The sequence below is a fragment of the Paenibacillus sp. 1-18 genome (genome assembly GCF_000520755.1).
GTDB lineage: Bacteria > Bacillota > Bacilli > Paenibacillales > Paenibacillaceae > Paenibacillus > Paenibacillus brasilensis.
The window spans coordinates 1-21952 of record NZ_ASSB01000063.1 but is presented as its reverse complement, the minus strand read 5'-3'; the positions used below and the strand labels follow the sequence as shown (position 1 = coordinate 21952).

Sequence of the window (21952 nt, the reverse complement as noted above, 5' to 3'; positions counted from 1 at the left end):
AAAAGAATGACCAAGGCAGCAGCCGTATCTATTCAGGATATAGCTGCTGCTTTGTTGTATTGCTACGTAATTCCCCCCACACAATCGCTTAACTTTTTTTCAAAAAAAGCCCGTGACCTATTATGCCTTTCGGCGAATAAGCCGTGCTTTCGATTTGTAGTAGGTTATCCTACATGTCGATCTGATGTCTCCTGATGGCGGTAACGGATACGGATTAGGCGCATACGGTCATAAACTTGATCCAGTCCCGTGTCTGCCGCCTTCTCTTCTCCATACACTTGCAGCATGACGGGCTTGAGCAGCGTGTCCCCCAACTCCTCATAGGCAGACCAGATGGCTGCCTGCTCTTCCTCGGATACGTTCACCAGTTCCTTACGGATCAACTTCTCCATATCAAATCCATCCCTGTCCAAATGCTCTACAGCCTCGATCATCTCTCTACGATGCAAGCCTGCTTTCATCCCGATTTGCTCCAGTGAAAGGTCTTCTGAAATACCTTCAATAATCGTTTTTGTCAGGCTAAATTTATTCAGCTCCTGTCTGTACTGATTTTCTTTTTGTTTATACATCCATGATAAAAAAACTTCTTCTTCCAGTGCCTCCGTTACCCAACTCAGTGGAAATGGTGTTGCCCGGTCATTTTGTGTCGTAATAGCCAATAGCTCTTTCGCATATTGCGTCACCTTCCCCTGGCCCATACCGGGTAGCTCCAGCAATTCCTCTTCCGTATGGGGAAGATAAACGCTAATGAGTCGAAGCAGGCGATTCGTAGCGATAAAATAAGGGGCCTTGCGCTCGGCGGCTGCCTTTTGCCTTCTCCACATCGTTAATTGCTCATATACATCATCACGCGGATATAAATCGCTATAACAATACAGCTTTTGCTGGGTTTGTCCTCGTCCTGCTCCTCCCTCTTGATCATGAAAAACCCCATTGATCAAAGGTCTGTAGCCCTCAGCCATTTTGAGCGCCAACTCATGGCGGTACACATGCAGCAATTCTTGCCACAAGCTTCCCTCATACCATAGATCATCGGTGCTTTCATCCAAGCCATGATGCGTACTCCAGCCGGCACTCCATATCCCTTCATGTTGCCCAATCCATACCTGGGCAAAGCTCTCATAGCCATGTTCATTCCGTTTGGACAAGCGGTTCAAAAATGCAATCTCCATATTTATTCCTCCCTGTGTATCGTTGATTACAGTCCGCACAACGCAAAAACACAAAAAAGCACCTATCCTGCGTATTCGCAAGAAAGGTGCTTCCCTTTTTGAGCCGTACTATGCTGTTGCCTATATGATAACCATACCTTGGAGCGTCGTCAACCCAAAAATTCTCAAAGATTTAGCTTTTCCTTTGCCAAAGCAAGAGCACCGCACAATCCGGCATTGTCGCCCAATCCCGGGCTTACGATGTATTGTTCAATGTCCGCAGTCAGACTCGGATGCTGTACGTAGCCGTTCAATAGCTCTTGAAGCTTGCTACGAATGAGCGGGAACAACTGCTCTTGCTTCATTACTCCTCCGCCCATAATAATCTTTTGCGGTGACAGGATTAATACATAGCTCATCAAAGCCTGTGCGAGATAATACGCTTCCATTTCCCAGGCCGGGTGATCAACAGAAAGCTCATGTCCCTTAACCTTCCATCTTTTTTCGAGCGCAGGACCCGCTGCCAGTCCTTCCAGACAATCTCCGTGATAAGGGCATGTACCCTCATAAGTATCCTCTGGATGACGACGCACCAGAATGTGTCCCATCTCTGGGTGAGATAATCCATGAATCAGTTTACCTCCAACCAAAGCACCTGCCCCAATGCCTGTACCTATCGTAATATACAGACAGCTATCCATTCCCTTGGCTGCGCCCCAGATGGATTCACCTAATGCTGCTCCGTTCACATCGGTGTCAAATCCCATAGGTACATCAAAATGCTCTTTCAGCTTGCCAATCAGATTGTAATTCCCCCAATACGGCTTGGGTGTTGTCGTAATATAGCCGTATGTATCACTACCCTCGATAGGGTCAATCGGTCCAAATGACCCTACTCCCAGTGCTTCAATACCCTTTCCTTCAAAAAATGAAATGACATTCTCCATCGTTTCCGCTGGCGTGGTTGTTGGAAAGCTGGCACGCTCCAGTACCTCTCCCCGTTCATTGCCAATTCCACATACAAATTTGGTACCGCCTGCTTCAATTGCTCCCAATACTGTCATTGCTTCTGTTGTCCCCTCTCAATCGTAGTCCGTTTCCCTCTACACTATATTCACCTGAAACGCTCCCAAGGTCAATCCCCTGTTCACAATTGTATATAATCCTTCACATGAATGAATCTCTGCTAATGCCTATATACACAAAAAAAGATGCTAACGTTTCAAACGCCAGCATCCTTACATGTACTATTCCTGAATATACCTATGAAGCATACCTGCCTCATTATGATCCGATGGCAACACCCATCAACGTACATAAGCTTTTCATTTCAAGCTGCTCAAACTTGTCGACAATTTGCACATGATCCAGTGTCAGCAGACAGCTATCCAAAGTACACGCTACAGGTACATTACAATGAATTTCAGCAAGCTTGCGTGAAAGATGCAGCATATCCAGATCACTCTCAATCTTTTTGCGCACCGATGGCGTCAACTGATCCAGGTTCGCCAGAATTCCTTCAATGGAGTCATATTCCTGTACGAGCTTGAGCGCTGTTTTCTCACCAATACCGCGTACCCCCGGGTAATTGTCGCTCGCATCCCCCATTAAGCCTTTGAGGTCCACCACTTGGCGCGGCTTAAGTCCTTTTTCAGCCAACAGCGTCTCTGGGGTATACACCATATAATTGCCGTGGCCTTTTTTCATAATGATGACCCGTGTCCGCTCATCCACCAATTGGAGTAAATCATGATCTCCTGAGAGAACCATCACATCCATGTTTTCATTTTGCGTATAATGGCGCGCAAGCGTACCGATACAATCATCCGCTTCAAAGCCTTCTGCTCCAATGTTGGGAATACCGAGACTGTCCGTCACTTCACGAATCAACGCAAATTGAGGAATCAAATCATCCGGCGCGTCGGCTCGATTTCCCTTGTACGCAGCAAAATGCTCCCCGCGAAAGGTCGTTCCGCCCATATCCCAGCAGCAGATAACATGGGTAGGATTAAACGTTTGGACAGCATCCCAAAAATATCGAATAAAACCATATATGGCGTTCGTTGGCACTCCAGCTTTTGTGCGACGGATATAGCCGTTTGCGGCAGTTGCATAATAAGCGCGGAATAGCAGGGCCATGCCATCAACCAGCATTATGGATTGTTCATTACGTTGTGTCACAGATTGTATTGCTCCCATTCATTCATATTATTTAACCCCAACAGTATACCACATCGCGGAACGGAATTGGGCGTTATTGAGCCCCCCATGCCTCCTCAAATGTTTCCTCTCTGAAGCCTACCGTTACTTTGCTCCCATCTGTTACGATGGGGCGCTTGATCAACCTTCCATTCGAAGATAAAAGCGAAATTTGCTCTTCACGGCTCATGTCTCCGAGCTTGTCCTTCAATTTTAGCTCCTTATATACCTCACCGCTGGTATTGAAAAATTTCTTGAGCTCCAGCCCGCTTTTACTGATCAAGTCTTCCAGTTCCTCCGGTCCGGGCGGTTGTTCAAAAATAGGAATCAGTTCTGTCTCATGTCCCTTGTTTTGCAGCCATTTTACTGCATTACGGCAGGTGCTGCATTTGGAATACTGGTATATTTTTAGTTGGTTCATCGTTAGGTTAATCCTCCATTTTGTTTCTTAACAGCCCCTGCATTTCGGCCATATCAGTCGGTAGAGGAGCATAGAACGTTAGTCGCTCCCCTGTCGCAGGGTGCACCAAGGACAGCTCTGAGGCATGCAGCGCTTGTCGAGGCATCCGGGCATCAAGCTGCTCATATTGCTCACGAGACGCTGCGTCATCCGGTATAGCCCGGTACATTTTATCTCCGATCAAAGGACAGCCGATGTACGTCATATGTACACGAATTTGGTGCGTACGCCCGGATTCCAATTTCAGACCGATACGGCTTCCTTCATCCCAAGCTTCCTCCAGCTTATACAGCGTCAAAGCAGGATAACCATTTGGAGTCACCATTCTCAAATGCGGATCATCTGGGTTACGGTCAATCGGCCCATCCACGCGTCCTTCCTGTTGCTCAGGGCGCCCGTGCACCAAGGCCGTATAGCGCTTATCCACCGTTCCCGCAATCATCTGCTCAGAAATGTGCTGGTGTACATACGGATTTTTAGCTACAACGAGCACACCTGTCGTCTCCTGATCGAGACGATGAACGGGGCGGAACCGGAACAGCTCTCCCTTGGACTGCCAATAATGGACAACTCCGTTAGCCAATGTACCGGTGTAATGTCCATGAGTCGGATGAACAATGATTCCCGCCGCCTTGTTTACGACCAGCAGATGCTCATCCTCATACAAAATGTCAAAAGGAATCGGTTCGGGTAAAATATCATCGGAACGCTCGCGCTCCATCCGAATTTCCACCCGATCTCCAGCCTTTACCTTTACGCTGATATACACTCGTGTCCCGTTCAGCATAATCCCTTGCTCTGTCAGCTTGAGCTTGGAAATCAGCTTACGTGAAATGTTCATTCTTTTCTGTAAAATCGTCTTCAACAGCATTCCTTCCTCTTCAGGAGGAATCATATACACGATAGGTTCATAGTACAAGCTCATCACAAATTCCCGGTTGCCTCCTTATTTGCGGAACACTTTTTTGCTCCGCACATATTCGACATCGGGTACACCCTGACGCACATTCGCTGTGCGGGCCACGACAAAGAAATAATCAGAAAGACGGTTCAAATACCGACGTACCGCAGGATTAATTTCTGTGTGCTTACCCAGTGTGACAGCCCGGCGTTCCGCGCGTCGACAAACCGTACGACAAATATGAAGGGTTGAGGATAATGTACTACCTCCCGGTATAATAAACCGCTCCACCTTCGGGTTTTCCTCCTGACATGTATCAATCCAGCCTTCCAGCCGCTCTGCCAGCTCGTCCTTCACCTTATATTTGCTTTCATTTATTTTGACAAATGCCAAATCCGAGCCGCAATCAAACAACTCCTGCTGTATTTCCTCCAATTGGGCCCGAATATCCGCAAACGTTTCTCCTTCGGCAAAGCTGATTGCTTGTCCTACAAAGCTGTTCAGCTCGTCGATTGTGCCGTATGCCTCTACACGGTCATCATCTTTGGATACCCGACCTCCGATTACCGAAGTTTGTCCCTCATCACCTGTTCTCGTATAAATCCCCATCGTACTCCATCCCCCTTATCATTCCGTAAGTGCTTTCAGCACCTTAATGGCTTCTTCCTTATTGCTGGTGCGTGGCGGCACGGTAGCAAATAATGTTTTTGAGTTATATTTTAAATCCTTAAACATCTTCATCTGCTCCACCGGAATTCCAAACAAATGAGTTTCCATGATCACATCTGTTCCTTCTTCTCCCTGCGCCTTCTTCTTAAATACGCCTCCTTCGAACACACCCCGAGTATACGTATTCTTGTCAAAGGCGTCATCCAACGGCAGATTTGAACCATTCTGTCCGTACAGCTTCATATCCTCTTCCGGTAAAATAAACAGATCATGCTCTCCAGCAGCATATTCAACGACCAGCTTCTGCTGATTATACAGCGGGCTGACTGAAATCTCGATGTTGGGAGCCTGTTCGCCCAGCTTAGCCTTAAGCTTTTGTGTCAGCTCATCCCGAACGACTGAAGCATCCCCTTTATCCATTATAAAAATGGAAAAGCTGTCCTTATCCCGACCGCCACATCCGGCCAATAGTACGAGTGCCAGCATTCCGATCATCAATGGTGTCAGCCTTCTTATCCCTGCTCTCATCTGTACGCCCCCTCTTCCATGCCACTAATATATCATAAGTTGTAAACGCAAAAAAAGAAGGCCCTGCGGCCTTCTCATACCTTCGGCTGAATGCACAGGGTCACACCTTGCACTCCGTACCATACAGCTTCATGTATTCATTGATTTTCAAATCGAGCTTGCAGCTGATCTCGATAACAAGATCAGAGGTGAAGGACTGCTCTTCCTGAAACGTCCGTGTCATCTCATTGCGCAGAAGCAAAATTTCATCTTCCAGGGAAATGTCGTGTCCTATTGAACGCGATGAATGATATCCAACATATGACATAAGCACTCCTCCTGCAATTGAAAAATTGAACTTCCTGCTTTCGATTTCAAATTATAGCATATAAATTTAGAAATAAAAGACTATTCTCTATGATTTAACCATAAAAAAATAATTTTAACCTTCTCTTCTTACTTTTTCTACAAAATGACCGATCCGATCCAGTGCTTCCGTCAGCTGACCGACAGAGGTCGCATAGGAACAACGAAGGTAGCCTTCGCCTCCCAGACCGAACACATTCCCCGGTACAGCTGCAACCTTTGCCTCTGTCAAAAGGCGCTGCGCAAATTCATCCGAACTCAGTCCCGTACTTTGAATACTAGGGAAAACATAGAAAGCCCCTCGCGGCTCGTGACATTCCAGACCAATCTCACGAAACCCCTCAACCATCAGACGGCGACGCTGATTATAGGCTTCCACCATCCGGTCCTTTTCACCCAAACCATTCCGTAGGCCTTCCAGTGCCGCAACTTGTCCCATGGAGGGTGCGCACATAACGGTGTACTGGTGGATTTTGAGCATAGCAGCAATCAGGTCAGGATGCCCACATGTATATCCAATACGCCAGCCCGTCATGGCAAAGGCTTTGGAAAAACCACTGACGAGAATCGTACGATCCATCATACCCGGCATAGAAGCAAAGCTGACATGCTTATCGCCATAATTCAATTCGGCATAAATTTCATCAGAAATAACGATTAAATCATGCTTTTCCACGAGTTCGGCAATCGGGAGCCAATCTTCATAAGTCATCGTAGCTCCGGTCGGATTGCTCGGATAGCATAAAATCAGCACCTTGGATTTAGGTGTAATTTTTGCCTCCAATGCCTCAGCGGTCAGCTTAAATTCATCCTTGGCGAACGTTTCAATACCTACCGGAACCCCGCCCCCAATCGCAGTGATAGGAGAATATGAAATGTAGCATGGCTCAGGAACGAGAATTTCGTCGCCGGGTACGATTAATGCACGCAAGGCAAGATCAATCGCCTCACTGCCACCAACCGTCACAATAATTTCATTTTTCGGATCATAACGGACTTCAAATTGCTCATTCAGATATTCACTAATCGCTTCACGCAATTCTGGTGTTCCCGCATTGGACGTATAGCTGGTAAAGCCTCGCTCCAATGAATAGACGCAGGCTTCCCGCATATGCCAAGGGGTTGTGAAATCCGGTTCCCCTACTCCAAGGGTAATAATATCCTTGTTGCTACCCACCAAATCAAAAAACTTACGAATGCCCGAAGACGGAATTTCGCGTACCAGCGGAGACAAATAGGAACTCATAGCTTTGTTGCTATCGGTAAATGCTTCTGATTTGAGATTCATTATGATCTTCCTTTACGGCGAAATCATCAGACGGTTATCATCCTGATGGTCCTCAAAGATAATTCCGTCCTGCTTGTATTTTTTAAGCGTAAAATTGGTCTTGGTGGACAATACCGAGTCAATAGGCGACAGCTTTTCCGACACAAAATTCGCAACCTCGCGGAGGTTACGGCCTTCAACTTCCACCAGCAAGTCGTATGCCCCGGACATGAGATAAACCGATTTAACCTGCGGATACAAATAGATCCGTTCGGCAATGCCTTCAAAGCCTCTCCCACGCTCAGGTGTAATCTGTACTTCGATCAAAGCAGTAACCTTCTCGTCGTCGACTTTATCCCAATTGACCACAGCGGCGTATTTGACAATCACATGCTGATCTTCAAGCTCTCTAATTGATTTGCGTACATCCTGCTCGTCAACCCCCAGCATAGTAGCCAGCAAAGTCGGTGTTCTTCTTGCATCTTCTTTTAACAATTCCAGTACTTTCAATTTCAAATCATCCAGTTCTGTCATTTTAATAAGGCCTCCATCAAAAGAGATTACTATACATCATACAATACGTACTTTAAACCTGCAAAGAAAAACCGTCCGCCCCGGTAAACCCAGGAGACGGACGGCTGTTAATGGAATTGCTTCAAAACTAAAGTAACCCGTTTACATATAATAAGGGTTGTGTTGATGAGAAGGCTGTCCCTGTTGATGCATAGGCTGACCATATCCTCCTGCAGAGGACGATTTTTGCTGAATGAACTGTTGGCATTCCTGTTGAGTCTTGCGAGCCTCTTGAATTTGTTTATCCAAATCGACGCGCAGTGCCTTGGACGAGGCAGAATACATATTGTTCTGACTCATCAGACGGTACAAATCACCTTGCAGACGAAGCGTATCGTTCGTAAGGTCGGTAAACAGCTGGCGTACAGATTGACAATTGGATTCGGTAGTCGCCGTTGTATACTCCCCAACTGTACGTTTCATATCAGCAAGAATGGTATGGAGCAAGTCTTCTTCGGGCATAAATGACATATTGTTCTGTGGATACATCCTGTCATACCTCCTTTATTGGTGGATGCTAAATTACTGCTGCGGTTGCATAGGAGCAAGCTGTTGGTGCTGTTGAAGAGCGTTGAAGAGCAGGTTCAAGTGGTGTTCGTGTGTTCTCGCGAACTGCAAGCAGGCTTGTTGAATGGCTGGCTGCTGAATAGACGCTGCTGTCGCCGCACATTGCTTGAGCAAAAGTTCTTCATTAGAAATGGAGTCCACGATGTACTCCAGCTCTTTGCCAGTCAAAGGTTGCATGTTCATAGATTGCATAGTCTGTGCCTCCTTAAATGATTTGTTGCACGCTGGTTATCTTGTCCGTTTCGCGAAATACTATGTACGACATATATGAGATACTACATATTGCCTAAAAGGAGTTCTATTTTATGGAACTGATTAGTGGAAATACGTTTTGGTCGAGTACTCTGGAGCAGACGCTGGACTTTTCACCTTTGGCAGAGGATTTGAATTGTGATGTATTGATCATCGGGGGCGGGATGAGTGGCTCACTTTGCTCCAGACTGTTGGGAGAGCGGAATGTAGACACTGTGGTTATTGACAAGCGCAAGCTGGTACATGGAAGTTCTTCGGCGAATACCGGATTGCTGCAATATAGCAATGACAAGACCTTGACCTCATTCATCAATACGTTTGGTGAGACTAACGGTGTGCTGTTTTACCGTATGTGCAAGGACGCTCTGGATCAGTTGGAAAAGCTGGCTGCCACACTGGATATCAATCCTTCCTTTATTCGACGCAGCAGCCTGTACTATGCGAGTACAACGGAGGATGTACAGGTGCTCCAGGAAGAGTACAAACAGCTAACCCGGTTTGGATTCCCAGTGGAATACTGGGATGAGCAGCAGGTGGCTGCCAGGTTTCCTTTTCGAAAACCGGCAGCACTATATACACACGAAGATGCCGAGGTTAATCCATTTCAGTTAGCCCAAGGACTATTTCAATCTGCCAGCCGTCTCGGTGTACGCATATTCGAGCATACGGATGCCAAGCATTTTGAATTTCCGGCGCCCGAAACAACGAAGCCACTGGCTTAATCATATGGAACGCGATAAACCTCCTTCCTATCCACGTCTAAAGCGGGATTTGGAGGTTTTGTATAGTCTTTTCAGACTATTCTGTTTGCTTATGCCAGCGTCTTGTATTGGAATGAGATGTGCCTTGCTTTGTTTTTTGCTCCATTTTTAGCACATTTCGCATAAAAAACCATCCGCCCACCGGCATTAACGCTAGTCCAATTAACAACCAGATCATCGCAGCAGGAGCCTTGCTAATACTTAATACACCCAAAAAAATTAACGTTCCAGTCAATCGGCCGACCATAAGGCATAGCTCACGCAATACAACAAGCTCGACTCTCTGGTTGGCATCTCCTTCACTCGTCCCCATGAGATCAAAGCTCGCAGAGATCATAGGGATTAAATACAAGGGTATGAACAAGGCGGTGCCAATCCCCATGATCAATAGTGTCCTATACTCCATGCGCCACAATAAAGGCAGTAATACAATCACCAGCAGCACGGCACCCAGCAGCATACCGACCGAGCGATAGTGTGGCTTGAGCCATTTGCCAGCAGCCCAAAAGCTGAAAAACGAAACACCTGACGTAATAAGTGAAAATTGCGCCAGCTTCCACTCCTGCTGTGTAACCACATATACAAGCAGTGTAATCAGAAAGGCAAAAACGCCTTCGCGGATGCCCTGTGCAACAAGGGATAACGACAATGGGCGCCACATACTTCCTTTTTGTGACAATCGTTGCTTGGGCTCCTTCCAATTGTACTTTCCTGTCGGCTTGCGCTTACGAAGAAAGAAACTTAACACCACCCCCACGACATAAAACGCCAGGGAAATGCTAAAAATTACGCGATAGCCCGCATCATCCTCCATTCGGGCAATAATCCAGCCTGACAGCCAAGGACCCACAATACCAGAAAACGAGCCAAGCAAACCCACCCAACCGTTAAAATGATCACGGCTTACCCGGTCTGTGACTTCGAAAAAAATCACATTAAACGCCAGCCAGAATAAACCCAAGGCTGCCCCTAACAACATCCCAAGCGGCCATATGTAGTTCACAGCCTGCGGTCCCGTATATAATACGATCAAATAAAATAAGCCGGACATGGCTGTCCCTACGCGCAGAGCATTCATTTTATTATGTTCCTTGACCCATTTTCCAGCCACCCAGACCATAATTCCCAGCGCAATTTGCTGGCTGACATTAAACCAGCCGATCATTGCGTAATCCTGCCTGCTTTTCCACAAATATACGTTAAGAAAAGTGCCGGACAAAGCTGCTGCAAACACAAACAATCCATTCAAGCTTAGCAGCAGAATGGATTGTCCGTTTAGGTTTGATTTCAAATGCAGTTCCCCCTAACCGAAAATCACCCACCAGCTAATTACATACAAGTCAGCTTTCTTTAGGATCTCTTCGATTTAAAATGCCCATAATAAGCTTGGGACTATCCGGGGAAATGCTATTTAATTGTTGGAAATACCACTGAGCTTCTCCAGCATCCGCAGTCGGTCATTTTCTGAAAGCGTCTGCTGAACATGGAAGCAGCTCGGACATACATAAACATTTAAAACAAACGGCAAGTCCAGAACAGGCTGGCCAAGCGCAGGAGAGAGCGACGGGTTAAAGCCTTCTCCGGTTACAGTTTGTGTACCCGCATGCAGCATATATTCACCGCATTGGGAGCATTCAAGAACCTCATCCTGTCTGTCAAGTATTTGTTCAGCACCTTGCTCATAAGCCATCAAATCCGCACCGCTTTCTTCAAATTTTTGCAAGGTATGCAGCACAGGCAGCTTATGAAGCTCATTGTCCTGCAACAATGGAGCGCCCTCTGGCTTTTCAACTACCGCTTCATCCTCTGCCTCATATAAAATATCCTGCTCCTCATCATCACCAAGCTGAATGCTCAGGGTTCGATAGCCCTTTAGTGCTTCCTTCTCATGAGAATGGAGCACCAAGTTGTCAGATGCCGCATGATTGTGCTCATGCTGCGGATAGTCATCCCGATGCTTTACCGTATGTCTGGGTACAGACGCAGAAGCCGACTCAGACTCATCTTCATCATCATTTATGTCTGAATATCCTTTCAGGTCATTATGGCAGTAAGGACACTCTTCTTCAGGTCCCAGTTCTTCATCCCAAATAATTTCCATGTTACACCATGGACAAATAGTCATTTCCAAGCTTTATCATCCTTCCGTTCCAAGCGTATACCAAGCTTTAGTATACAGGATGTGTCAAGTCACACTAGCACCAATGACATAAGATAACGATATCGAAATAATCATGGAGAACAAGCCAACAGCGCGGTTATCCTCCTTAATCTCTTGATCGATAGAAAATACCGGTGTCAGAAACTCAAACAGAAAGTACGCCGCAAGCAACAATAAAAAGCCAACGAACGACCAAATCATCGTATCATATACACTGGACTTGGCTTCCATAGCAAAGCGGAGCACATTGCAAATGCCAAACATTTTCCCGCCCGTAGCCATCGCGACCGAAATATTCCCACGTTTGATCTCTTCCCAGCATTTATACCGGGTTACCAGTTCAAAGCATGATAAAAATACAATCAGCTCCAGCACCGCCACCGAGAAATAGCCCAGCATCATTCCCAACGGATGTGACAGCAATTCATCAATCGCCATCTTCACTTCATCCCTCCCGTTCTACGGAGCTTGCCGGCAGAAGCCGGGAACGCGTAACTCATTCCAATTCAGCAACAGTTACCCCTGTGCCGCCTTCATTGTAATTACCAATGCGATAGCTTTTCACATGCTTATGCTTGCGAAGATATTCCTGAATGCCAGTACGCAAAACTCCCGTACCCTTGCCATGAATAATGTGAACCTGCCCCAGATTGGCTAAAAACGCTTCATCCATAAAGCGATCTACCTCGATCAGGGCTTCCTCCACATTCGCTCCGCGAAGATCAAGCTCATTGCGTATATTATCATCCCGTGTTCGTTTGACGCCTGTCACTGGCTTCTGAGCCCTTGGTGCAGTTGTTTGAGCAGGCTGCAGCAGTTCCAAATCATCCAGACTGACCTTCATTTTCATGATACCCAGTTGAACGACAGCTTCCTTGCTACCAGCAAGCTCGACCACGTGGCCTTTTTTGTTCAGACTATGAACTGATACCTCATCTCCGGCCATAATAGAACGAGTACGTGTGGCAGCAGCACGTTTGACTGTATTCTTCTTGCGTTGCTTTGGTTCAGCCTCATCCAGCTCTTTACGAGCTGCAATCAGCTTATGCTCCTTAACTGAAGCTCCTTCTTCCTGAACGAGTTTACGCAAATCGCTAATGATTTTCTCCGCTTCACTTCGAGCCTTATCCACGAGAACTCTTGCTTCATCCTCGGCTTTTTCCAGCATACGATCCCGTTGTGACTCCAGCTTATCCAGCTCAGTCTGGTGACGGCTGCGCAATGCTTCCATTTCCCTGCGCAGCTGCTCTGCCTTTTCCCGCTCCTGCTCAGCCGTCAGACGGTTCTGCTCCAGTGACGCGATCATGTGCTCGACGCGCTGGTCTTCTTCCGTTACCTCGCCACGGGCATAGTCTAAAATACGGCTCGGCAAGCCCAATCGCTCGGCAATGGCAAAAGCATTGCTTCGTCCAGGTACACCGACCAAAAGACGGTAAGTTGGGCTTAATGTAGCGACATCAAACTCCATGCTTGCATTAATGATTCCTTTGCGCTCATAGGCATACGCCTTCAATTCACTATAGTGCGTCGTCGCAACCATGCGGCAACCCATGGCATGCATATGCTCCAAAATAGATACGGCCAGAGCCGAGCCTTCCGCAGGGTCCGTCCCTGCTCCCACCTCGTCAAGCAGCACAAGACTTTTAGGTGTCATATTTTTCAGGATGCTAATGATGTTGGTCATATGGCTGGAAAAGGTACTCAAGTTTTGCTCAATGCTCTGCTCGTCACCAATATCCGCATAGATTGCATCAAATACGCATAGCTGACTTTCATCCTCAACAGGTACAAAAAGTCCCGACATCGCCATCAGGCTTAGCAGACCGATGGTTTTCAGGGTAACGGTTTTCCCCCCTGTATTCGGTCCCGTTACGATAATGGAGGTATAGGAATTGCCCAGTTCCACGTCAATGGGAACAACTTGCTCCAACGGGATTAGAGGATGTCTGCCTTTTTTCAGCTTCAAGTACCCGCGGTCATTCATCAAAGGCAAGGTAGCCTTCATTTCACGGGCAAGACGCGCTTTGGCAAAAATAAAATCGAGATTGCCCAAAATGTCCACATCATACAACAGCATATCCGCTTGTTCGGCGACAAGTGCGGTCAGCTTTTGTAAAATGACTTCAATTTCACGTTCTTCTCTCAGCCGTGTTTCCCTCAGCTTGTTGTTCATAGCTACAATCGATTCAGGCTCGATAAACAGCGTAGCACCGGACCCGGATTGATCATGCACGATTCCGCCAAAATAAGAACGGTATTCGGCCTTGACCGGGATTACAAAACGATCTCCGCGAATCGTAATCAACTGATCCTGCAGCATTTTGGAGACGGTGGAGGAACGAATCATGGAATCAAGCTTTTCACGAATACGCACTTCACCTGAGCGCAGCTCCCGGCGAATTTGTGAAAGCTCTGTACTGGCAGAATCCAGCACCTCTGCGTTTTCGTCAATACAGCCTTTAATCGAGTTCTCCAAGCCTCTCTGCTCAGAAAGCTGCTCACTCCAAAACAGCAAGGTTTCGACAGGATTTTCCTCATGCAGACTTGCTACGTACACTTGTATACGACGTGCAGCCTGTACTGTAGTCCGAATGCCTAGCAGCTCCTGCGGACTCAGCGTTCCGCCAATACGGGCGCGTTTTACCGCCGGAGTAATATCCACCACTCCGTTAAATGAAGGCACTCCTTTGAGCCGATCAGCGGCATAGGCCTCATCCGTGCCTTTCAGCATTTTCTTGATATGTTCCAAATCATCGCTGGGCTGTAGTTGAAGAACTTTTTGCTGGCCCGTTGCCGTTTGGGCATAGTGACTTAGTTTATTTAGAATTTTTTGGTATTCAAGGGTTTTAAAAATTTTAGAGTCCAACTTCACTACTCCTTTCACTTATATCTATATTATACCGAAAGCCGCAAACTTACGCTATTTGCCAACACTGTTTTACACATAAGAAAGCTCCTTATGCCACACACTAACCTTTGTCTAACCCTGTAAATTCAAAAAAACGAAGGAGGTTATTCCGTGAGCATTCTTGGGCACATTGTACGTTTCATCGTGGCCGCTCTGGTTCTGATGGTCGTAAGCTGGATCGTTCCCGGATTTAGTGTAGGCGGCTTTTGGAGCGCCCTGATCCTTGCGATTGTCATTGCCTTGATTGGTTATATCATTGAGGCCATGTTCGGTCGGCGCGTTTCTCCATTCGGACGCGGTATCGTAGGTTTTCTGGTGAGCGCTCTGGTTATCTGGGTATCTCAATATATTGTGACCAGTGTGAGTGTTTCTGTAATGGGTGCATTGCTCGCTGCATTGGTTATCGGGATTATAGATCTGTTCATTCCGGTAACGACACCTTTTGAAGCTGGTCGTAAGGCCAAGGATTAATTTCGGTTTACATTGCGGCAAAGCTGTCCCAAGCAGATTTGTTCTGCCAAAGGACAGCTTTTTGCCATGTACACAACACTTACGTGATCCAATATACAAATAAGTCCCCGGCGATAAGCAGCCGGGGATTTGCGTTACATCTATAATCCGTATCTACTGATCCTGTTCGATAAGCTCAATCCATTCATTGTACTCCGTTTGAAGCTTAGTGTATTCTTCCTGTAATTGATGCAATTCCGTTGAAATCTTTTCTGTATTTTCCCGATCTACATCCTGTTGAACTTGTAAAAGACGAAGCTGATGAGCCGCCATTTCATATTTTTGCCCTACTTCATTAAGCTCAGACTGTAGAGCAAGCCGTTCCTGCTCTACAGATTGCTGTTCAGCCTTCGCCGTTTCGGCAGCTTCAACTGCCAAACGAATCTCCTCCTGCAGTTGCTCCTTTTGCTCAACCGTTACAGCGATTTCACGTTCCCACGCAGCAAATTCTTCCTTACGTACAGCATCTTCAGCCTCCCAACGTTCTACCTCGGCCTTCAACTGCTCATATTTAAGTTGCCACTCCAACAATTCCTCTTCAGTACGCTCCAATTCACTTTGCCGTTCGCTATCTTCGCGCTGGAGTTTCTTTATGTTCTGCTCTAATTGCTCAGCACGGCTCTTTATGCTGCTGTGCTGCTCCTGAAGCATGTTGTACGCCCGAATTCCTTCCTGCTCACGATCGTTTGCCTGCTCCAGCTCATCCTGAACTTGTATTAGCTCAGACGAAAGCTCCTTGATTTTGGCTTCCAGCTGTAACAGATGCTGCTGTTGTACAGCAAACTTGCTATTAACAGCTTCTACTTCAGCCTCCGCATGCTGCAATTGCTCCTGCGTTACTTCCTTCTGCTCACGTGCCTCCTGTATCAAAAGCTCCAGTTCATCAACAGCATGCTGACGTTCCTCAGCAAGCTTCTGCCATGACTTCTCGCTTTCAGCCAGTGCAGCCAGTTCGCTTTGCAACTTGCGAGAGGAAACATGTGCTTGCTCCAGCAGCTTCTGCATCCGGCGCTGCTCTTCCTCTAGCTTAGCTGCTTGCTGCTGCACAGCCTTGGCTTCCGTAGCCAAAAGATCATAACGGCCTTGCAGCTCTTCACGCGCAAGCACATCTGCCTGTTCCCGTTCTGCTGCGACCTTCCGCTGTGTTTCCAACTGGGATTCCAGCTCGGATTGCTGCTGCTTCAATACGGTTGCTTGCTCTTGCGCTTCTCTTAAGCGGGTTGCCAGCTCTGCTTTGCCTGCCTGCAACTCGTCCAATTGCTCCTGAAGCTCCTCGATCCGTATCTCCTGCTCCAGTGCAGCTTCCTCGGCTCGTTTCTCCGCTTCCTGGTACTGGAGATTTTTCTCACTTAGCTCTTGCTGCGCCTGTGTACGCTCCTGCTCCAGCTGCTCATTGAGCCCGGACCACTTGGTTTGCCATTCAGTTGCCTTCTGGCTATGCTCCTGCTGCAAAGCAGCACGCAGCTTGTCCAATTCTGTACGCTGACGTTCCTGATGAGTCTTCTCCGCAGCCAAAAGCTTGGCTTCAGCCTGTTTTGCTGCCTCAGCCAAATCCTTCTTCGATTGCTCTTCCACTTGCCGCATACGTGCATTTGCGGCTTCCTGCTGCTCTTTCAATTTGCGGGAAGCTTCCTGACGGGACTCCTCTAATTCACGTTTAGCCTGCTTTTGTTCATTCTCAAGCTCGGCTGCTTTTTTCTCCTGCTGTTCCAGCCTTTTCCTCAATTCAGCAATTTCCTTGGCTGATATGGATTCGGTTTCTGCCAATTTCTTCTGGCTTGCTTCCTTCTCTTCCTTCAATTGAATAAGAGACTGCTGCATATCTGTATTTTTCTGCTGCTGTTCTCCAAGGGCTGTCTGGAGCTGTGCCAGCTCTCCCCGAAGTTCTGCACGTTCTGCGGCTAATCGGTTCATATGGCTCTGAATTTCCTGAATTTGTACGGCCTCTTCTGCCATATGGACTGCAGCCAGCACGGCAATTCGGGGCATATCCAGACGCGAATGAGCTTGAGAAATACTGTGCATGCGTTCATCCACGTAATTGGCAACCTGTTTCATATAATCGGGATTACTGCCGACGAGTCTATAAGAAGTACCGTAGATCTCTACAGTGACGCGAGTGCGATCCGGTGTAGTCACAATTATGCCCTCCTTCAATACTACTGTATGTCGATTCTAAGTTGTATCCGGTTCTATGGTACCCCGCCCTTCGTGAAGCGTTCAACCCCATAGTCCGGCTTCCCCGCAGCGGGTGAATATCAGAGTAGAGAGCTTCAATGATGATAGGCCAAAAAGCCGTATCGAACCTCTGTCACTAAGATTCGATACGGCTTCCCGCATTTCCTGCTACTTTCTCAATTCCGCTCCAAAAGTTTGTTCCAGAGACGTAACGACAGGAGAATGCGCCGCATTAATCTCTTCATCCGTAAGCGTGTGCTCCCAATGACGGTAGGTCAGGGAAATTGCTACGCTCTTCTTGTCCTCACCAAGCTTGCTGCCAGTAAATACATCAAACACCCGTGCATCCTGCAACAGCTCTCCACCTGCAGCGTAAATAACACGAAGCAGTTCGCCTGCCTCAACGTCTTTGTCAACCACGAGGGCAATGTCACGTTCCACAGACGGGAAACGAGCGAGCTCTCTAAATTGGATATGACTGTTGGCATGTTCAATGACTTGCTGTAAAGCAATTTCCGCCACATACGTATCATTCAGCCCATAAGAGTGCTGCAGTTCCGGATGGATCTGCCCAATCGTACCGATCCGCCGGGAATTCCCATTCACATCCAGCCATACCGATGCAGAACGTCCCGGATGATAATTTTGTGGTTGATCAGCTACATAACGAACGCTTCCACTCAACCCGAAATAGTCGAACACCGTTTCAAGCGCCCCTTTAATATCAAAGAAATCGACCTTCTCAGCACCAATATTCCATTGTTTTTCACGACGCACTCCAGTCAACAGCAGACTGAGCACTTGAATTTCATGCGGCTGACGAGTTAATGTTTGCTCTTCTGTAAAAAATACAGTGCCTGTTTCAAAAATCGCCAGGTTTTCCTGCTTCCGATTCATATTGTATACCGCTGTATCCAACATCTGTGGGATAATGCTCGTGCGCAAAACGCTGCGGTCTTCACTCATAGGCATTGCCAAACGAACCGGCTGGCTGCCTTCTGTCAGGGCATTAAACATCCCTGTACTTTGCGGATGCACAAACGAATAGCTGATGGTCTCTTGCCAGCCGCCATGCACCAGCAATTTGCGCAGCGAGCGACGCAGTGATTGCGATGCCGTCAATGCACCCGGAGTTGTCGGCCCTTCAATAGGCGTAGTCGGAATGTTATCGTAACCGTACAGACGAGCCACTTCTTCGATAAGATCCACATCAATGGTAATATCCCCGCGGCGCGTAGGCACTTCAACTTCCATAACGCCTGGCTCTGCATCTCCGCAGCCAAAATGCAGTCTGCCAAAAATCGTTTTAACCTCAAGCAGCGACAGTTCGGTTCCCAAATATCGGTTTATTTTATCCAGCGACAGCTTGATAATGCGATTTTCAGCTTTTGCAGAAGCAGCCTCCACGATCCCCTGGTGTACAGTTCCCCCTGCGTAGCGCTGAATCAGCGCAGCTGCACGATTCACAGCAGGTATAACTGCACCTGGATCAACCTCTTTTTCAAAACGCAGACTTGCTTCCGAACGTAGTCCAAGTTGACGAGAGGTTTTGCGAACCGTACCGCCATCAAACTTCGCGGATTCCAGTGCAATGCTGACCGTCGCATCCGTAACCTCGGAATTGGCTCCACCCATCACGCCTGCCAATGCAATCGGCTTCACACCGTCTGTAATCAGCAGCATATGCGGCTCCAGCTTGCGTTCCTGATCATCCAGTGTAATTAATGTTTCGCCTGCGCGAGCGAGTCGGACTTCAATGTTGCCATTTTCCAGCTTATCCGCGTCAAAAGCATGCAACGGCTGGCCGTATTCCAGCATGACATAGTTCGTAATATCTACGATGTTGTTGATCGGACGAATACCCGCCGCCATCAGGCGGTTTTGAATCCACAATGGGGAAGCCCCCACTTTTACTCCTGTAATATAACGGGCTGCATAGTGCGTACACAGCTCAGGAGTATCCACTTTCACGGACAAATGGTCTGCCGCTGCATCGCTGATTTCCACCAGATCCTTCGCCGGGTCAGTCAATGAAATATCGCGACCCAGAATGGCGCTTACTTCATAGGCTGCTCCGTGCATGCTCAAGCAGTCCGAACGGTTCGGTGTCAGATCAAAATCCAGTACGTAATCATCCAGCCCCAAAAGCTTCGTAATTGGCGTACCAATTTCAGCATCCTCTGGCAGCACTAAAATGCCTTCCTGCAATTCTTTTGGCAGCAGCTTATCATTCATACCGAGTTCCTTAGCCGAGCAGATCATGCCCATGGACACAACCCCACGCAGCTTGGCCTTCTTAATATGAAAATCTCCCGGCAGCTTTGCACCTACAACGGCAACAGGAACCTTTTGACCTGCGTCCACGTTTTTGGCACCACACACGATTTGCAGATCTTCTCCCTGACCCGCATCAACAATACACACATTCAGCTTGTCTGCATCCGGATGCTTTTCCTTGCTTTTGACATAACCGACAACAACGCCAGTAATCCCTTGGTTGCGATGTTCGACTTCATCTATTTCAATGCCCGAACGGGTGATTTTCTCTGCCAGCTCCTCCGCGCTCACCTGATCCAGCGATACATAATCGGACAGCCACTCGAATGATACTTTCATATGGGTTCACTTCCCTTGATATAGTTATTTATTGACGTGCAAACTGTTTCAAGAACGACAGGTCGCTATTATAGAAATGACGAATATCGTCAATACCGTATTTCAAAATGGCAATCCGCTCTACACCCATGCCGAATGCAAAACCACTGTACACCTCGGGATCAAAACCACCCATTTCCAGCACTTTTGGATGCACCATTCCACAGCCCAGAATTTCGATCCATACGCGTTCGCCATTTTTCTTCACAAAGGTAACGTCAACCTCAGCACTCGGCTCGGTGAATGGAAAAAAGCTTGGACGCAGTCGAATTTCGGTCGATTCCCCGAACATTTCGCGTGCAAATTGCAGCAAGGTTCCTTTTAAATCACTCATACGAATGTCTTTCCCAACCACAAGACCCTCAATTTGGTGAAATTGGAAGGAATGTGTTGCATCGTCATCATCACGGCGGAAAACCGTGCCTGGACAAATGACCTTAATAGGTGTTTCACCCTTCATGGCTTCCATCGCACGAATCTGAACTGGTGACGTATGGGTACGCATTAACAGATCCTCGGTCAGATAAAACGAATCCTGCATATCACGTGCCGGATGATTTTTAGGCAGATTTAATGCTTCGAAGTTGTAATAATCCGTCTCTGCCTGCGGCCCCTCTGCAACTCGGTAACCCAAGCCTGTGAAAATGTCTTCTATTTGCTCAATCACTTTGTTGAGCGGGTGAACTCCACCTTGTGGCAGTGCGCGCCCGGGCAGCGTAACGTCGATTTTTTCAGCTTGCAAGCGCTCATTCGTCTCTGCTTTCGTAAACTCGTCCTGTTTGCGGTTGACAACTTCTTCAATCGCCTCACGCACTTCATTGGCTACCTGCCCAACCACTGGACGCTCTTCAGCACTCAGCTTGCCCATACCACGCAAAATCTCAGTCAACGCACCCTTTTTACCTGAATACTTAACCCGCAGATCAGCCAGTTCCTTGGCTGTTGCCACCTTCTCCAATACTTCCAGTGCTTCTTCCTTCAAGGCCAGCAAATGTTCCTTCATTTGGATGGTTTCACTCATCGCCCGTTCAGTCCCCTTTCTTCATCTCCAGCTTTTCAGACAACAAAAAAAGGTCCTTTCTCCCGGTAAGGGACGAAAAGACCGTGGTACCACCCTCGTTAGACAATCAAGCTCAGCTCACCTATTATTTTGCCTTTCGGCAATACAGGTGCTTATTCACGCTATGCATCATCATCTCGCTCTGCACGTTGTAACGGTCGTGAACCGGTATCCTCTACTTGCCCATTCGTCATCTACATGACGCTTGAGGTTCAAGGAACTGCTCCGGAGCGAACTTCAACAGCCCATTATTTGCAGAAACGCTCTCAATCCTACGACGCTTCCTCCCTGTTCAATCGGACACTGTCTACTCTTCTCCATCAAGACATTTTCAATTTCAAACTATTGTTCATTATTATATGCAAACTACCGCGCTTTGGCAAGCAGGGCCTACACTTCATTCTTATGAATACTTGAAAAATCCAGCCGATCCAGTCTGGCGCGAATGCGTCTGATTTCGCTCAGATGCTCATCGTTCCCGTCCATTATACCCGTCATCCCCATCAGCTCCGTCAGTCGCAACTGTAATCGTAGACGCTCTTCTCGTTGCTCCTGATCCTCTGGCTCCCGTTGACGGCTTCGCTCGTCTTCTTGCTTTTCATCGGCTGTTCCCTGATAGAGTTCATACCCGCCTCCCGGCTTCATATCGAGCAAGCGGTTTGCCACGCTCCGCACCAGTTCCCGATCATGCGAGACAAGCACCAGCGCCCCGTCGTAGCTGCGTAAAGAATCCTCTACAATTTCTCGAGTTTCAGCATCTAAATGGTTGGTCGGCTCATCCAGCACCAGCAGCTTCGGCTGGCTGAC

At 47.6% G+C, this 21952-nt stretch carries 20 protein-coding genes and 2 pseudogenes; 2 read left to right on the top strand and 20 right to left on the bottom strand.

All coding sequences use genetic code 11. The annotated features are described in order from the left end of the window. Window positions 1–164 precede the first annotated feature (164 nt). The 12 genes from L693_RS0104010 to L693_RS0103955 all read right to left on the bottom strand — a co-directional run bounded on the left by L693_RS0104010 (window position 165) and on the right by L693_RS0103955 (window position 8852). The gene (locus L693_RS0104010; protein WP_025716162.1) at window positions 165–1172 is read right to left on the bottom strand and encodes an HRDC domain-containing protein; all 1008 of its coding nucleotides are present in this window, start codon (window positions 1170–1172) and stop codon (window positions 165–167) included. 164 nt (window positions 1173–1336) lie between these two features. After that, entirely contained in the window at window positions 1337–2215 is an 879-nt protein-coding gene (locus L693_RS0104005; RefSeq protein ID WP_025716161.1) for an ROK family protein, read from the bottom strand. 220 nt (window positions 2216–2435) lie between these two features. After that, a complete protein-coding gene (locus tag L693_RS0104000) occupies window positions 2436–3332 on the bottom strand; it encodes a 5'-3' exonuclease (RefSeq protein WP_025716160.1) in 897 nt (298 codons plus the stop codon). A 73-nt stretch (window positions 3333–3405) separates the two neighbouring features. After that, complete coding sequence (locus L693_RS0103995) at window positions 3406–3771, bottom strand: arsenate reductase family protein (RefSeq protein WP_025716159.1); 366 nt, start codon at window positions 3769–3771, stop codon at window positions 3406–3408. 7 nt (window positions 3772–3778) lie between these two features. Then, a complete protein-coding gene (locus tag L693_RS0103990; RefSeq protein WP_025716158.1) occupies window positions 3779–4735 on the bottom strand; it encodes an RluA family pseudouridine synthase in 957 nt (318 codons plus the stop codon). A 21-nt stretch (window positions 4736–4756) separates the two neighbouring features. Next, window positions 4757–5320, bottom strand: a complete 564-nt coding sequence (locus L693_RS0103985) for a cob(I)yrinic acid a,c-diamide adenosyltransferase (RefSeq protein ID WP_025716157.1) — start codon at window positions 5318–5320, stop codon at window positions 4757–4759. An 18-nt stretch (window positions 5321–5338) separates the two neighbouring features. After that, the gene (locus tag L693_RS0103980) at window positions 5339–5908 is read right to left on the bottom strand and encodes a hypothetical protein (protein WP_025716156.1); all 570 of its coding nucleotides are present in this window, start codon (window positions 5906–5908) and stop codon (window positions 5339–5341) included. 100 nt (window positions 5909–6008) lie between these two features. Next, window positions 6009–6215, bottom strand: coding sequence for an aspartyl-phosphate phosphatase Spo0E family protein (locus tag L693_RS0103975; RefSeq protein ID WP_025716155.1), 207 nt, complete (start codon window positions 6213–6215; stop codon window positions 6009–6011). Window positions 6216–6329: 114 nt separating this feature from the next. Further along, complete coding sequence (locus L693_RS0103970) at window positions 6330–7541, bottom strand: aminotransferase class I/II-fold pyridoxal phosphate-dependent enzyme (protein WP_025716154.1); 1212 nt, start codon at window positions 7539–7541, stop codon at window positions 6330–6332. Between the two features lie 12 nt (window positions 7542–7553). Next, a complete protein-coding gene (locus tag L693_RS0103965; RefSeq protein ID WP_025716153.1) occupies window positions 7554–8054 on the bottom strand; it encodes an Lrp/AsnC family transcriptional regulator in 501 nt (166 codons plus the stop codon). 141 nt (window positions 8055–8195) lie between these two features. Further along, complete coding sequence (locus tag L693_RS0103960; RefSeq protein ID WP_025716152.1) at window positions 8196–8582, bottom strand: spore coat protein; 387 nt, start codon at window positions 8580–8582, stop codon at window positions 8196–8198. Between the two features lie 33 nt (window positions 8583–8615). Then, a complete protein-coding gene (locus L693_RS0103955) occupies window positions 8616–8852 on the bottom strand; it encodes a hypothetical protein (RefSeq protein WP_025716151.1) in 237 nt (78 codons plus the stop codon). A gap of 113 nt (window positions 8853–8965) precedes the next feature. Here L693_RS0103955 and L693_RS0103950 point away from each other — a divergent pair. Continuing rightward, window positions 8966–9601: pseudogene (locus tag L693_RS0103950) on the top strand (NAD(P)/FAD-dependent oxidoreductase); the annotation flags it as partial. A gap of 109 nt (window positions 9602–9710) precedes the next feature. Here the strand turns inward: L693_RS0103950 and L693_RS0103945 are convergent. The 4 genes from L693_RS0103945 to L693_RS0103930 form a co-directional block, all read right to left on the bottom strand. After that, window positions 9711–10964 (bottom strand): MFS transporter, encoded by a 1254-nt coding sequence (locus L693_RS0103945; protein WP_025716149.1) that lies wholly within the window; start codon window positions 10962–10964, stop codon window positions 9711–9713. A gap of 120 nt (window positions 10965–11084) precedes the next feature. Beyond that, the gene (locus tag L693_RS0103940; RefSeq protein ID WP_025716148.1) at window positions 11085–11804 is read right to left on the bottom strand and encodes a hypothetical protein; all 720 of its coding nucleotides are present in this window, start codon (window positions 11802–11804) and stop codon (window positions 11085–11087) included. A 54-nt stretch (window positions 11805–11858) separates the two neighbouring features. After that, window positions 11859–12272 (bottom strand): DUF350 domain-containing protein, encoded by a 414-nt coding sequence (locus L693_RS0103935; protein WP_007429540.1) that lies wholly within the window; start codon window positions 12270–12272, stop codon window positions 11859–11861. A gap of 58 nt (window positions 12273–12330) precedes the next feature. Continuing rightward, window positions 12331–14700 (bottom strand): endonuclease MutS2, encoded by a 2370-nt coding sequence (locus L693_RS0103930; RefSeq protein WP_025716147.1) that lies wholly within the window; start codon window positions 14698–14700, stop codon window positions 12331–12333. 153 nt (window positions 14701–14853) lie between these two features. Between L693_RS0103930 and L693_RS0103925 the strand changes: the two genes are divergently transcribed. Next, window positions 14854–15213: a phage holin family protein gene (locus L693_RS0103925; protein ID WP_025716146.1), complete on the top strand. Its 360-nt coding sequence runs from the start codon at window positions 14854–14856 to the stop codon at window positions 15211–15213. Between the two features lie 153 nt (window positions 15214–15366). Here L693_RS0103925 and zapA read toward each other — a convergent pair whose 3' ends face one another. From zapA to L693_RS30415, 4 genes and pseudogenes are all read right to left on the bottom strand, one after another. Beyond that, complete coding sequence (gene zapA, locus L693_RS0103920) at window positions 15367–17391, bottom strand: cell division protein ZapA (RefSeq protein WP_025716145.1); 2025 nt, start codon at window positions 17389–17391, stop codon at window positions 15367–15369. A gap of 207 nt (window positions 17392–17598) precedes the next feature. Continuing rightward, window positions 17599–20046 (bottom strand): phenylalanine--tRNA ligase subunit beta, encoded by a 2448-nt coding sequence (pheT, locus tag L693_RS0103915; RefSeq protein ID WP_025716144.1) that lies wholly within the window; start codon window positions 20044–20046, stop codon window positions 17599–17601. A 28-nt stretch (window positions 20047–20074) separates the two neighbouring features. Then, the gene (gene pheS / locus L693_RS0103910; RefSeq protein ID WP_269320821.1) at window positions 20075–21106 is read right to left on the bottom strand and encodes a phenylalanine--tRNA ligase subunit alpha; all 1032 of its coding nucleotides are present in this window, start codon (window positions 21104–21106) and stop codon (window positions 20075–20077) included. Between the two features lie 429 nt (window positions 21107–21535). Then, window positions 21536–21952, bottom strand: a pseudogene (locus L693_RS30415) (ABC transporter ATP-binding protein); the annotation flags it as partial.

Bases quoted from the DNA above. Each gene is read 5' to 3' on its own strand.
- L693_RS0104010 (WP_025716162.1), bottom strand. From the start codon at position 1,172: ATGGAGATTGCATTTTTGAACCGCTTGTCCAAACGGAATGAACATGGC.
- L693_RS0104005 (WP_025716161.1), bottom strand. From the start codon at position 2,215: ATGACAGTATTGGGAGCAATTGAAGCAGGCGGTACCAAATTTGTATGT.
- L693_RS0103995 (WP_025716159.1), bottom strand. From the start codon at position 3,771: ATGAACCAACTAAAAATATACCAGTATTCCAAATGCAGCACCTGCCGT.
- L693_RS0103990 (WP_025716158.1), bottom strand. From the start codon at position 4,735: ATGAGCTTGTACTATGAACCTATCGTGTATATGATTCCTCCTGAAGAG.
- L693_RS0103985 (WP_025716157.1), bottom strand. From the start codon at position 5,320: ATGGGGATTTATACGAGAACAGGTGATGAGGGACAAACTTCGGTAATC.
- L693_RS0103980 (WP_025716156.1), bottom strand. From the start codon at position 5,908: ATGAGAGCAGGGATAAGAAGGCTGACACCATTGATGATCGGAATGCTG.
- L693_RS0103975 (WP_025716155.1), bottom strand. From the start codon at position 6,215: ATGTCATATGTTGGATATCATTCATCGCGTTCAATAGGACACGACATT.
- L693_RS0103970 (WP_025716154.1), bottom strand. From the start codon at position 7,541: ATGAATCTCAAATCAGAAGCATTTACCGATAGCAACAAAGCTATGAGT.
- L693_RS0103965 (WP_025716153.1), bottom strand. From the start codon at position 8,054: ATGACAGAACTGGATGATTTGAAATTGAAAGTACTGGAATTGTTAAAA.
- L693_RS0103960 (WP_025716152.1), bottom strand. From the start codon at position 8,582: ATGTATCCACAGAACAATATGTCATTTATGCCCGAAGAAGACTTGCTC.
- L693_RS0103955 (WP_025716151.1), bottom strand. From the start codon at position 8,852: ATGCAATCTATGAACATGCAACCTTTGACTGGCAAAGAGCTGGAGTAC.
- L693_RS0103935 (WP_007429540.1), bottom strand. From the start codon at position 12,272: ATGGCGATTGATGAATTGCTGTCACATCCGTTGGGAATGATGCTGGGC.
- pheT (WP_025716144.1), bottom strand. From the start codon at position 20,046: ATGAAAGTATCATTCGAGTGGCTGTCCGATTATGTATCGCTGGATCAG.
- pheS (WP_269320821.1), bottom strand. From the start codon at position 21,106: ATGAGTGAAACCATCCAAATGAAGGAACATTTGCTGGCCTTGAAGGAA.